This is a genomic window from Maribacter sp. R86514 (genome assembly GCF_044597005.1).
Lineage (GTDB): Bacteria > Bacteroidota > Bacteroidia > Flavobacteriales > Flavobacteriaceae > Maribacter.
Genome location: NZ_CP138999.1, coordinates 994,187 through 1,006,978 on the forward strand (window position 1 = coordinate 994,187; position 12,792 = coordinate 1,006,978).

The window sequence follows — 12,792 nt, forward strand, 5'->3', positions numbered from 1 at the left end:
ATGTTACAGATAGCAGATAAAAAGTTTAGCTCCAGATTGTTTACGGGAACGGGAAAATTCAGTTCATCTAAGATAATGAAAGAAGCTTTGTTAACTTCTGAAAGTGAATTGGTTACGGTGGCTTTAAAACGAGTGGACGTTGAAGATGAGCAAGATGACATTTTACAGCATTTAAACCATTCACATATTAATTTGTTACCGAATACATCGGGAGTGCGTACGGCAAAAGAAGCGGTATTTGCAGCGCAGTTATCTCGTGAGGCTCTTGAAACCAATTGGGTGAAGTTAGAGATACATCCCGATCCAAAATACTTACTCCCCGACCCTATTGAAACGCTTAAAGCAGCAACAGAGTTGGTGAAGTTAGGTTTTGTGGTTATGCCATACATACATGCGGATCCCGTGTTGTGCAAACGTCTGGAAGAAGTGGGTGTTCAGTGCGTTATGCCTTTAGGTGCCCCTATAGGAAGTAATAAAGGATTGAAAACGCAAGATTTTCTAGAAATCATCATTGATCAAAGTAATGTTCCGGTAATTGTAGATGCCGGGATCGGGGCACCTTCGCACGCTGCATTTGCTATGGAAATGGGGGCAGATGCCGTTTTGGTCAATACGGCGATAGCGGTTTCCCAGAATCCTGTACAAATGGCAAAAGCATTTAAAATGGCAGTAGCCGCCGGTAGAATGGCATATGAAGCAAAGTTGGCTCCGGTAGTTCACAAAAAAGCAGCAGCCAGTAGTCCGTTAACCAGTTTTTTGAATTAAAGTAATATGGGCAGTTTTAAGGATATTTTCGATACTTATAATTGGGATCAAACCTTACAAAGTATTTTTTCTAAAACCGAGCACGATGTATTACGGGCTTTGGGAAATACGAAAAGAGATTTAGAGGATTTTAAAGCATTGATATCGCCCGCTGCAAAACCTTATTTGGAGCAAATGGCGCAATTGAGTCGCCAACTGACAAAAAAACGCTTTGGCAATATCATACAAATGTACTCACCCATGTATCTAAGTAACGAATGCCAGAACATTTGTACCTACTGCGGTTTTAGTATGACCAATAAAATTCCGCGTAGAACCTTGACCGACTCTGAAATTTTAAAAGAAGTAGCCTATATAAAATCTAAAGGCTATGACCATATTTTATTAGTGACAGGTGAGGCAAATAGAACAGTTGGTGTGGATTATATCGATAATGCCTTAAAACTGATTCGTTCGCAATTTGCCAATATAACCATAGAGGTGCAGCCTTTGCTACAAGATGAATATGAGCAATTGTTAGAAAGCGGACTCTATGCCGTATTGGTATATCAAGAAACCTATCATAGGGATGAGTATAAAAAACACCACCCAAAAGGCAAGAAATCTAATTTTGATTTTCGATTGGATACTCCAGACCGATTGGGTAAAGCCGGAATTCACAAAATTGGATTAGGGGCTTTATTTGGCTTGGAAGATTGGCGAGCCGACAGCTTTTTTACTGCCTTACACTTAAAGTATTTGCAGAAAACGTATTGGAAAACCAAGTACTCCATTTCTTTTCCAAGATTACGACCACATTCCGGTGGATTGGAACCGAAGGTTGAAATGACCGATCCCGATCTTGTGCAACTCATCTGTGCCTTTAGATTATTGGATGAAGATGTAGAATTATCCATTTCTACCCGCGAAAGCGAAATTTTTAGAAATAATATTGTCAATTTAGGAATCACCTCAATTAGCGCGGAATCTAAAACCAATCCCGGTGGGTATGCCGTAGCGCCCGAATCTTTAGAACAGTTTGAAATATCCGATGAAAGACCTACGGAAGAAATCACCGCTATGCTAAAGTCGCAAGGACTTGATGTGGTCTGGAAAGATTGGGCTAATAATTGGGAATAACGCAACGCTAAATGCTAAGAAATAGTGATAACCACGAATTAACTGTTTTTATTGAGCCTTTTTTTAAGCTTTATTATTTAAACAAACCTTCTAAGTTTTCCAGTACACCGAGAGCTGCACTTTCTCCCGCCAACATTGCCGCATTTAACGAACCGTTTAATTGAACGTCTCCCGCTAAATAAATGGTTTCCGTTAAGCGTGTTTCAGACGGTGAAATCTTATAGTTCAACTCACCTAATTTTGGTAGTGACTTAGGTATACGATAGTGTTTTATAAACCTAGAAGAGGTAATACCACATAAATCTTTTAATTCTTTTTGTACCTGATCTATTAAAGCTTTACCAGATAAACCTTGATTATCAACAACCGTAACAGAAAGTAATTCTTTATCTGTATTTGTAGTTGTTTCAAGACTAGTATGATAAAAGATGTTATTAATGACAGCACTTTTATTGGCAATCAAACCAATTAAAGGCTTTTTAATCGTTCTATTTTCTGTTTCAAAATACAGTGTATCACTGCTCTGCCATTCAATGGCTTGATTCTTTAAATTTTGAATCAAGTTACTTGCTTCTGTGGCGACAATGATAAAATCACTTTCTATTTCTTCTCCGTTGCCAAGTTTAATTTTGTCATCGCTAATAGAAGATACAGAGGTATTATATTTAATAACCGTATTTTTTAAATGATGGAGTAGTTGTTTAGGAATTTCTTCCATCCCTCCTTTTGGTACTGCAGCATCACCTTCACCGAACATTTTATATACAAACTCGAACATTCTACTAGAAGTTTCTAGCTCGTCTTCTAGAAAAATTCCGCTAAAAAAAGGAGTAAAGAAATTATCTATTATTTTAGAAGAGAAACCTTTATCGGTCAAATAAGACAATGTCGTTTGCGCTTCACCTGAAAAAATTTCTTGGATGGATTTTTTCTTTAGGTTGGTATTTAACTTAAGAATTTGAAACTTATCTGAAACAGTACCTACGCTAGCTAACAGCGTTAAAAATAATAAAGATGCATCTCTAAGCGGATCACCGATTATTTCTTGTTTTTTATTTTTAAAAATGGATGCTCCAGGCAAGAAATTCTGCAGTTCTAAAGATTCATAGTCAAGATATTTTTGAGCAGCCGGATATGCGGTCAATAATACTTGAAAGCCGTGGTCTAACTGATACCCGTTTACAATATCTGTTTTAACTCTACCGCCTACCCTATCGCTAGCTTCAATTATTACAGGAAAATATCCGTTTTGTTCAAGCACAGTTGCTGCCGTTAAGCCACTAATTCCGGCACCTACAATATGTATTTTATAATCCTGTTTATTCATTTTACAATTTTGTTTAACTAATATTGTATAAATATAAACAAAATTTGTATTTTTGAAATAGGGTTGATAATGACCTTTACTACAAAACTACTTTAAAATGAATTATTTAATTATTGTTTGTCAAATAATAGTTGGTCTTAGCATATTGAACGTTTGGCTGATACAGAATAAAAAAGAAACCAAATGGCGTGGTGGAAATGCAAAAACGATTATAGAGGAATTTAAGGTCTACGGTCTTTCGGAAATGATGTGTTATGTTGTTGGTTTTTTAAAAGTAACGTTAGCGATTTTACTTTTAATAGGTATTTGGGTGCCTGTATTGACACAACCGGCAGCGTTGGGTTTGGCAGCTTTACTGTTAGGTTCTATTGTAATGCATTTTAAAATTAAAGACCCTTTGTTTAAATCTTTTCCTGCAGCTTTATTTTTGACATTATGTTTGGTAATTGCTTTTGTATAAAGACTAAAAATTGAGCTGATTATAATAGCTTACCGAAATAAATACATTAATTAGTCCTAAGATGAATGAGGGTAGTGATTCTGCTATGCTGTCCTTGATTTTAATTCTAACACCGAAGCCTAAAAACATAAGCAGTGCTAAACCAGATGCAGATACAAAAACCAATATTGGAGAAAAGAAATACCCCAATAAAAGTCCTGACCCTCCTAGTAGTTGAAGGTAACCAGTAAGCATGCGTTGGTTATTTAAACCAAATCTCGCAAACTCGTCTTTCATTTTCTGTGAGGTCAAACATTCAAAACCATAATATATAAAAGCAAAGCTGGATAAAAATACCGCAACATTAAGTATGATCATTGAGTGGATTTAAAATGACAACTATTATTGTTTTGATCTTATCTACGATAATTCTTCGATTTTCTTCATGATTTGATCTGCCTCAAAAGTCTTTTGGTCGCTCATTTTCCTATTTGTTGTAGATAAAGTATGGGCTTCTTTTAAGAGCTTTGCGTATTGGTCACGTAGCTTATCGATTTCAGACTTCTTTTTAAATATACCGAACATAATTTAATTTTAGTTTAAATTAATGGTTATAACCTTAACTAATATAAATATACTAAATGTTTAATTATTTTTAATTATTGTTGAACAATTAAGGTAAAATGTTCAATTTAAACCACCTTTGACTTCTAGACCTTAAACATTCTTCTAAAAATGCGTAGTAATAAAGTAAGGTTTGATTTTAAAATTCACTCTGATTAAAAACAAATACTATTGAGATAAATTGAATAAACAACAATCTCAATAGTAAAATGCGAGTGAACGATTTATATTTTTTCTTTTTTGAATAAAACCAAGGTTAACAAGAAACCCACAATCACCAGCATACCACCTACCCAAGGTGTTGCTTCAATACCCAAGCTCGATTCTACAACCATTCCGCCTACATAAGCGCCGATAGCAATACCGACGTTAAAAGCTGCAATGTTTAAGGCAGATGCTACATCTTCGGTTCCTGGCAAGTATTTCTCCGCCATTTTCACCACGTATAATTGCAATGCAGGTACGTTTGAAAAGGCTAGGATTCCCATAAAAAACAAGGTCACGATGGCAAAAATCTGACTAGAAGCGGTGAAGTATAACACAAACAATACGATGGCTTGTAAAGCAAACATGACCAATAAGGCTTTGCCTGGTTTGTTGTTAGAGACTTTACCACCTATGATATTCCCAATTGCGATGGCAATACCATAAATTAAAAGAAATACACTAGTCATATTTGAAGAGAAACCAGTTACTTCTTCTAATAGCGGAGTTAAGTAGGTAAAGGTGACAAAGGTACCACCATAACCAAATGCAGTAATGGCTAACACCAATAAAATAGACGGATTCTTAATCACTTTTAATTGGTCTATAAGTCGTAATGGAGCCGATTGTTTGATATTTTTAGGAACCAAAGCCAAACTAACTATTGCACCTACTAATCCTAATGAAGCAACACCAATAAAGGTTGCTCTCCACCCAAAATTCTGACCGATGTATGTTCCTAAAGGCACTCCGGTTACAATGGCTACCGTAAGACCGGCAAACATTATCGAAATTGCAGTTGCTCTTTTATCTTTAGGTACTAAACTCGCTGCAATGGTAGACCCGATAGAAAAGAATACACCGTGAGCAAAACCTGTTACAACTCTAGATAATAGCAACAACTCAAAACTTGGTGAGATAGCTGCTAAACCGTTACCAATTATAAATAGTAACATGATACCCATTAATAATTGTTTTCTTGGAATTTTACCTGTTAATGCAGTTAATATGGGTGCACCAATAGCAACACCAATGGCGTACAGACTTACTAATAATCCTGCTGATGTTAATGATGTGCCTAGGTCACTTGCAACGGTAGATAATAAACCTACAATTACAAATTCCGTTGTTCCTATGGCAAATGCACTTATGGTCAATGCCCATAATGCTGCTGGTAAACGCTTCTTTTTGGCTACCGTAGTATCTCTATGTATTGTTGATGTTTCCATAATTTCTAATTGTTTTTTGTTATTTAATGGCAACAGGGTTTATTTGTACTTGCGTAGAGCCTTCATATAAAGGGTGACCTAATACAAAAAGGAATTCCCAAGCTTTATCCTCAACCAACTCATCTACAAGAATATTTTCCAATACTTGTACACCGTATTCGGTTGCCATCATTTGATTTACAGGAAAAGAAAGTTCGCTGTTTTCGTGTGGTACTGCTTCAAAAGACCAGTTGTCTGCACCTGCTGCAACAATTCCTTTTTTACCTAAATAATGTGCAGCTTCCGTACCAATTCCAGGTCCGCCAGCTAAATAGCGTTTGTCATCTTTACCCATTAATTTGGTCCATCCTGTGTAAAACAAAACCACATCTCCTTTACGGATTTCAATGCCTTGTTTTTTGGCTACTTTTTCAATGTCTTCTACTGTAAAAACAGTGCCTTCTTTTACAATATCCTGATTGTAGTAAGAGCGCATATCTAAAACAATACTTCTAGTTACAATTGGAGGTAATTTTTCTAGCCCTAATTTTTTAACACCAGAAACGGTTAAAAAATCTTCAACTTTATGTCCGTTATAATGCACATTGTCTCTACCATAATGTGCCAATCCGTTTATTTGAGACCCAACACCTGTCCAACCAATCAATTGATCATCTACGTAGGTGAATTTATTAGAACCTGCAGCAGCAGTTTCTGGTTGCAACGTTTCTATATGAAAATATCTGTGGCGGAAAGCTGCAGTTTCTGCATTTACTACCATTCCTAAGCGGTATACTTTTCCTTTTTTAACCAATTTTACGGCATCCAAAACTGTTTCTTCATTTAAAAGATTAAGTGCACCAATTTCATCGTCTTCACCATAAGGTGACGTTGGTACTTGTTGCGCGTTTGTACTTAAAGCAGTAAAAAGTGTAGCTGCTAAGGCAATTGTTTTTAATGTATTTACTATTGTTTTCATTTTAATATGTTTTAAATTTCTTATACAAATTTCCGATTAATGCAGGGTGTGTGCGAGGATGTACATCACCATTTTAAAGTGATGTATGTCACATTTAATACTGCGCATACATCACTTTACTTTTAATTTTATTTAATCTTGAAGCTTCATTTTTAATACCAAATAAGGTGGTTTACTGGCATCTTTTCCTTCATTTAATAAAGGCAGATTATGAAGCTGATTTGCTACGATATACAAATAGTTTCCGTGTATGGCAACACCATCAGGCCAAGACAGGTCTTTTTTGGATTGCGCAATGGTTTTCATTCCAGAAGGCGTACTTTCTACAATGGCTGAATTTTCAACATCGGTTACATATACTTTTCCGTTTGCACCCACTTTAAATCCGTCAGATTTTGGTTTGTTGGCATAAAACTCGATGTACTTATTAAGGTCGCTATCTTGCTTGCTTTCATCCGCTAAAACAGCAGACGAAATGCGGTAAATCTTAGTATTTCCCATTGCACCATAGTAGATATACTTGTTTTCATCATCTATAGAAATTGGGTTTAATGGATATCTTGGCTGGATGGTAGTACCGTCTTTTCTTTTATGCGATACTAATCTACCGTGAATTTTTACTGGTTCATCAGCAGGCAAAAATGACGCATCCCCTTCCAGAACTCGTCTTATATAACCTGTTTCTAAGTTAATCACGACAAAAGCTGGTGCAATTGGCGGATTTAAGGCATCGGTCATATCTGCAATTACAGCAGTGTTATTTTTTACATCAATCACAAAATCTTGTAAAAAAGGTTTTGATGACAATACCGTATTCGGAATAGGAAACACCTTTGTTACGTTACCGGTAACTAAATCAAATCCAACTAATTTGGGGGCCTGATTTTGCTTTACGTTACCCATATCTAATACCCAGAGGATTCCATTTGCATCAGCTTGAATTCCGATGGTTGAATTGATACCTTTTATACTTCCATTTTCTGGTTTTACAATCCACTCTTTATCTCCGAACGGAATGGCTTCCCCACTTGGTAAAATTTCTTTCACCATATATTTTGAAGCGCTTAAGGCACTCATTGTTACAAATATTCTCCCGTCATTAGACACTGTTATATTCCCTGGTCTAGATTCTGGAAATATTGCTATAGTTTCTAATTGTGCTTGTGCTAATAGTGTAAAATTCATTACAAATGCGAACAAGACTGTTTTTATAATTGTTACTGTTTTCATCGTTATTATTTTTTTAAAATTGAATATGATTTACTTAGTTGCCAAAAAACTTTTTTTGCGTTGATGGGTCTACCCAAATAACATCGCTTGGATCTCTGGCTATTGCGTCAAAAACGAGTACGTCTAATGGACCTTCTAAAATTTTTCCGTTTCCGTGTGCTGTGCCTTTTCCCCAAAACAATAAGTCTCCTTTTCCTGCAACAACAGGACCTTTATCGGCTACATAAAATTCTGCTTTGCCATTTAAAATGTAGAGGTAAGCATCAGATTTTGCGTGGTAGTGCATAGGCACTTCGTCATATAACCGAAAGATTCTAACACCTGCGTGTTCACGGTCTAATAGTCTGATGTCTTTGATGATACCGTTGTGGTCTTTAGGAAGTAGTGTTACGTATTCATCAATATTGATAATACCGTAAGAGTTACCCATTAACGGTCTTTTGTCTTCTTGCGCATAAGCGTTAAAGCCTATGGCAATAACTGTAAATAATAGAAAAAGTGTTCTTGTAGTTTTCATAGTACATTGTATTTAATTGTTCGATACAAAATTCTATGAAAACAAAGGGGTGTGCGAGGACATACATCACGGATTTTTTGTGATGTATATCACTTTTGATTATGAAATAATTATTAATACTGAAGAATATAGCTGTCGAAATACTACACGTGTAATCAAAAGCAATTAGTTTTTGATAATTCTAGCTCCTATTTCTATTTATATATGGAAAAAACTCAAGGCAATTTATGTTTGATTTTTAGACTTTTCCAAATTAAATTTAGCCCATTGGTACACATCATTAATTGTTAATAGCAACAGTAAAAACAAAGTAAAAACTATAAAATTTTTATTTTGTTTTAAAATAGATAATACCCCCAAACCAATAAGTGTTATACTAACCAAAATTCTAGGTACATATACCAAGAAAGGTTTATCCTTGGAGACAAATAGTTGCACAGCACTTAGTGCGAAAATAAAAAAACCAACAGAACACATAACAATTTGACCGGGTAAAATATCATAGTGGACAGAATGACCACTGATGCTATGTAAGGAATACTCTAGAGCTATTCCTGCAAGTGCAACCGAGAGATAAACGAAAAATTGACCATAGCCAAATTCAAAAACTCTGGCGGCGTTTTTTGAGAGTTTAGAAGAATAGCCATAACCACAATCAAAATACAACCACCATAAACATAGTATAATTACAAATGAAACAATAAGAATATACCAATACTCTGATTGTATGACACTGTTAAAATTTGAAAAAATTGCCACTAAACATTCCCCTAGTAAAATAATTGTAAATAAGCCATGTCTTTCTATTACGTGATTTGAGTGTATAGGTATTTTACTTCTATTAACATACCAACCTAAAACCGGTCCTAATAATTCTGATAGAAAACCTATTATGATAAAAATAATTTGAAAGTGAGTAGATAAAAATAAAGAGGTGACTATAAGAACTGTACTGATTAAATATCCACCCAAAAAGAACTTGGCGTTGCCAAGGTACTTTTCAGCTTTACGAAGTACTCTACTCCATAAATAAATCAAAATTAGATTTATGGATAGATAATAAAGTATTGCGTTATAAAAATTACCTAATAGAATATTTTCAATTTCACTCGCTATACCTAGAACAGGAAAAATAAGTGTTAAATAAGATATACGATAGGGTACATCATCATTGTCATACATTGATGCATACCACGTAAACCGATTCCAAATCCAGAAAAACAAAAGAAATAAAAGCCCATAGTAAATTATGGTGTTGCCATTAAATCCTTCTGAAAATACTTCTCCTATTTGTGAAATACCAAGTACAAAGGCTAAATCGATAAAAAGCTCAATCCATGTAGCTTGTCTATGCTTTTCTTGGTCACTTCTAATTTTTATTGGTTTTATAAACAAGTTATTTTTCATCACTAACCCTATAATTAATTATTAAAACGACTTAAAGTCTCTCTAGATACACCTAAATAGGAAGCGATTAATTTTTTAGGAACGCGTTGTATTAATAATGGAAGCTTATTTAATAAGTACTCATACCTGCTTTCTGCGGTCATGGTAAGCAAAGACAAGATTCTTTGTTGCAGATTGATGTAACCGTGGTTTGATTTAATTCTGAAGAAGTTGGCAACTGCTGGTACTTCTAAGCAAATTTTCTCTCTGTTCTCTAAAGACAAACAAAAGAACTCAGAATCTTCAAGGCAATCTACAAAAATAGTACCTGGTTCTTGATGTTGAAAAGCGTAATGATCGCTCACCCAATAGTTTTCCATAGCAAATTGAAGAATGTGCTCTTTGCCTTTTTCGTCTATGGAATACGCTTTTACCAAGCCTTTGATAATCCAATATTCAAAGTCTACAGGTTGTTCTACTTGTATTAAGAATTGGTGCTTTTTAAGACTTTTAAATTCAAAGTGCGATTTAATAAGATTCCATTCGTCATCAGTTAAAGAAACGATTTCTTCAAAATGTTGTCTTAGTAACTGTAACTGGTCTTCCATAAAGCAAATTTATCTTTACTTAATTAAAAACGGAAATAAAGTTTGAATTATGGTTAATCAGCTTTTAGTTTGGAAATTACCAGACCTACATTCTTTTCTTCAAACTTGCCTAAAAACTTTAGAGCGTAAGTAACAATTTTAGATTTTGGGGCTTTTATGAATTCGCCAAGTCTTAACACGGTGTTGTCCATTTGATGAATAGCGTCATCTTGGTGACCATCGCCTAATCCCCAAAGTAGATTTGCATTAATCCATGATAATTCGCGGGCTTTGGCTAAACTAAAGTTAATGATTTCTTCATCGGTATTCTTTCCGGCGATGTCTAGTAAAAATAATAAAGGAGATACACGGCTAAGGCGGTCTTGCATTTCATTGACGATATTGCCAAGAATGGTATTTACCGTATTAAAGTCCTTTTCGATTTCCATTATTTCTTTGCCTAGCATTACAGCGCTTGCTGCTAATCCTAAATCAAGATTAATGTGGGTATTGATACCTAACATAATATGTTGTAAAATGGTCAATAGATCGTTTTTGGTATCAAATGCAAATTGCCAAGATTTACTGATCGGTTGGTTTGTTGTATAACCTTTGTAAGCATCTATATAGTAGTTGGCAAAGGCAACATCAAAAGTTTCCATACGGGCATTATCCTCAAAATTACCTAATTGAACTTCTTTTAATATTTCTGCAGTTACCCTTCGGTATAAAAAAGCGAAATACCCAATACGATCATTGTTGGCGATGGCATTATCTATGATTTCGTCTAATTGATGTAAGACTTCTTGTATGGTGGTCGGTCGGCTGATTTTCTAAAAATGAAATTTATGAATGCTATGTTTTAAATTACATTAAAAGTATTCATTTCTAATAGTTTAAATACTATAAAATAGATTTTTATAATTCCCTGATTTTTATGTTTCTAAACCAAGATTCAAAATACCAATTTTGAAATGCAATTTTACCTTGGGTTGCTTTACCGAAGCCAGGTGCATCTTTAAATTTTGAGTTGGCAACTTTATTTTTCCAAGCGGCGGAGTTTATTACTTCTTCGGCAGTTAGTATGCCATTGAGGTAAAACTGAATTTTACCATCTTGTTGAATAATTCGTGTGGTATTCCATTGCCCAACTGGGTTGGCTTCCACAGTATTTAATTGTGGCGCTAATCCCCAAATCGTTCCAGGTCTTTTTAAAGGAGTTTTGGTATCCATATGTTCAGGTTCCAATAACTGGTACTCAACACCAGTATTGTAAGTTGCTTTGTAATCAGGGGTTTCTTGCACATTGATAAATGCGCCACCGTTTCCTCTAAGTGCCATTTGCCAATCGAATTGCAACTCGTAGTTTTCATAAGCCTTATCGGTCACTAAATCTCCAAACAATTTACTTTCATCCGTAGCATTACAAAATATCATTCCGTCTCTAACTTCCCACGCCGAGAATTGTGTAGAATCTGGTTTATTGAAAAGATGCCAGCCTTCTAATGATTTACCATCAAAAAGTAAGCTCCAACCCTGTTCCTTTTCAATATCCAATAATTCATTGTGAGCCTTGTTTTTAGCTGCTATATCTTTAGAACGTTCAATTGTAAAATCTTTTTTCTTTTCAGTTTTACAAGAATTGAAAGCGAACAGCAAAATCAGTAAAGTATAAAGGGAATATTTGGTCATTGGTATATTCTAAAATTATGGGTTATTGAGTACCGATAGGTAATGTCTTAACTAAAGTAATGATTGCAAATTAAAATAATTTAATATTTAGACTTGAAAAGTATTGTAATTGTATGCTACAATTAAAAGTCATATGAAAATTGGCAGTTTTCCCTTTAACCACTAATTACTTAAGCATTACGTAGGGTAGTACATTGTTCATAATAATAGACTAATAATTTCTAGGTGCTTTTTAAGATTCATGTATACAACATTTCTCAGTGTTGCATTTACAAAATTGTCTATTGTACAGGTGTAATATGATTAACCCAACAGCAGGAATATAGATGACAGCTTCGGGTATATAAAATAACTCTAGTTTTTCATTTAGAATAATAATTGATAACATGATATAACTTAACCACATTAAAGGCTTTATTAATGTAAGCGTTGTATTTTTTGTGGACCACAAAATGGCAAAAAATGAAATTACCAAGAACAGGTAATCCATAAATTTCCACCATGTCGGCGGACTGTCACAACAAGCTGCTGAACCTGCTTGTGCTAAAAAAAGGAATGGGGTCGCTATGCAATGCACTAAACATAACGAGCTTGCAACAGTGCCAAGAAGGTCAGATTTTTGTTTAATTAATATCATTGAAGTTTTTGTTAATACAACTAAGTTGCAAATGTAGATATAATATTAGTTAATGCAACAAGGTTGCGTTATATTTGT

Annotated in this window: 15 protein-coding genes; 3 read left to right on the top strand and 12 right to left on the bottom strand. The window is 34.7% G+C overall.

Translation table 11 applies throughout. The features are described 5' to 3' along the window. The gene (locus SJY30_RS04410) at positions 1–765 is read left to right on the top strand and encodes a thiazole synthase (RefSeq protein ID WP_396634389.1); all 765 of its coding nucleotides are present in this window, start codon (positions 1–3) and stop codon (positions 763–765) included. Positions 766–771: 6 nt separating this feature from the next. Continuing rightward, complete coding sequence (thiH, locus tag SJY30_RS04415; RefSeq protein ID WP_396634390.1) at positions 772–1,884, top strand: 2-iminoacetate synthase ThiH; 1,113 nt, start codon at positions 772–774, stop codon at positions 1,882–1,884. Positions 1,885–1,957: 73 nt separating this feature from the next. Here thiH and SJY30_RS04420 read toward each other — a convergent pair whose 3' ends face one another. Continuing rightward, positions 1,958–3,211, bottom strand: a complete 1,254-nt coding sequence (locus SJY30_RS04420) for an NAD(P)/FAD-dependent oxidoreductase (protein ID WP_396634391.1) — start codon at positions 3,209–3,211, stop codon at positions 1,958–1,960. 97 nt (positions 3,212–3,308) lie between these two features. Between SJY30_RS04420 and SJY30_RS04425 the strand changes: the two genes are divergently transcribed. Further along, a complete protein-coding gene (locus SJY30_RS04425) occupies positions 3,309–3,671 on the top strand; it encodes a DoxX family protein (protein WP_396634392.1) in 363 nt (120 codons plus the stop codon). Between the two features lie 3 nt (positions 3,672–3,674). Here the strand turns inward: SJY30_RS04425 and SJY30_RS04430 are convergent, their stop codons facing one another. From SJY30_RS04430 to SJY30_RS04480, 11 genes are all read right to left on the bottom strand, one after another. Further along, complete coding sequence (locus SJY30_RS04430; protein ID WP_396634393.1) at positions 3,675–4,028, bottom strand: DoxX family protein; 354 nt, start codon at positions 4,026–4,028, stop codon at positions 3,675–3,677. Positions 4,029–4,070: 42 nt separating this feature from the next. Continuing rightward, positions 4,071–4,235 carry a Lacal_2735 family protein gene (locus SJY30_RS04435; RefSeq protein WP_396634394.1) on the bottom strand — a complete coding sequence of 55 codons (165 nt, stop codon included), beginning with the start codon at positions 4,233–4,235 and terminating at the stop codon, positions 4,071–4,073. A 263-nt stretch (positions 4,236–4,498) separates the two neighbouring features. After that, positions 4,499–5,707, bottom strand: coding sequence for an MFS transporter (locus SJY30_RS04440; RefSeq protein ID WP_396634395.1), 1,209 nt, complete (start codon positions 5,705–5,707; stop codon positions 4,499–4,501). 19 nt (positions 5,708–5,726) lie between these two features. Then, entirely contained in the window at positions 5,727–6,665 is a 939-nt protein-coding gene (locus SJY30_RS04445; protein ID WP_396634396.1) for a cyclase family protein, read from the bottom strand. Between the two features lie 132 nt (positions 6,666–6,797). Next, complete coding sequence (locus SJY30_RS04450) at positions 6,798–7,895, bottom strand: L-dopachrome tautomerase-related protein (protein WP_396634397.1); 1,098 nt, start codon at positions 7,893–7,895, stop codon at positions 6,798–6,800. A 34-nt stretch (positions 7,896–7,929) separates the two neighbouring features. Beyond that, complete coding sequence (locus SJY30_RS04455) at positions 7,930–8,412, bottom strand: cupin domain-containing protein (protein ID WP_396634398.1); 483 nt, start codon at positions 8,410–8,412, stop codon at positions 7,930–7,932. A 225-nt stretch (positions 8,413–8,637) separates the two neighbouring features. Further along, the gene (locus tag SJY30_RS04460) at positions 8,638–9,819 is read right to left on the bottom strand and encodes a low temperature requirement protein A (protein WP_396634399.1); all 1,182 of its coding nucleotides are present in this window, start codon (positions 9,817–9,819) and stop codon (positions 8,638–8,640) included. A gap of 14 nt (positions 9,820–9,833) precedes the next feature. After that, on the bottom strand, positions 9,834–10,406 hold the full coding sequence (locus SJY30_RS04465; RefSeq protein WP_396634400.1) for a Crp/Fnr family transcriptional regulator: 573 nt from the start codon (positions 10,404–10,406) through the stop codon (positions 9,834–9,836). A gap of 53 nt (positions 10,407–10,459) precedes the next feature. Further along, complete coding sequence (locus tag SJY30_RS04470) at positions 10,460–11,215, bottom strand: DUF5995 family protein (RefSeq protein ID WP_396635308.1); 756 nt, start codon at positions 11,213–11,215, stop codon at positions 10,460–10,462. Positions 11,216–11,303: 88 nt separating this feature from the next. After that, on the bottom strand, positions 11,304–12,077 hold the full coding sequence (locus SJY30_RS04475) for a DUF1080 domain-containing protein (protein ID WP_396634401.1): 774 nt from the start codon (positions 12,075–12,077) through the stop codon (positions 11,304–11,306). A 232-nt stretch (positions 12,078–12,309) separates the two neighbouring features. Continuing rightward, positions 12,310–12,714 (bottom strand): MerC domain-containing protein, encoded by a 405-nt coding sequence (locus tag SJY30_RS04480; protein WP_396634402.1) that lies wholly within the window; start codon positions 12,712–12,714, stop codon positions 12,310–12,312. Between the last annotated feature and the right edge of the window lie 78 nt (positions 12,715–12,792).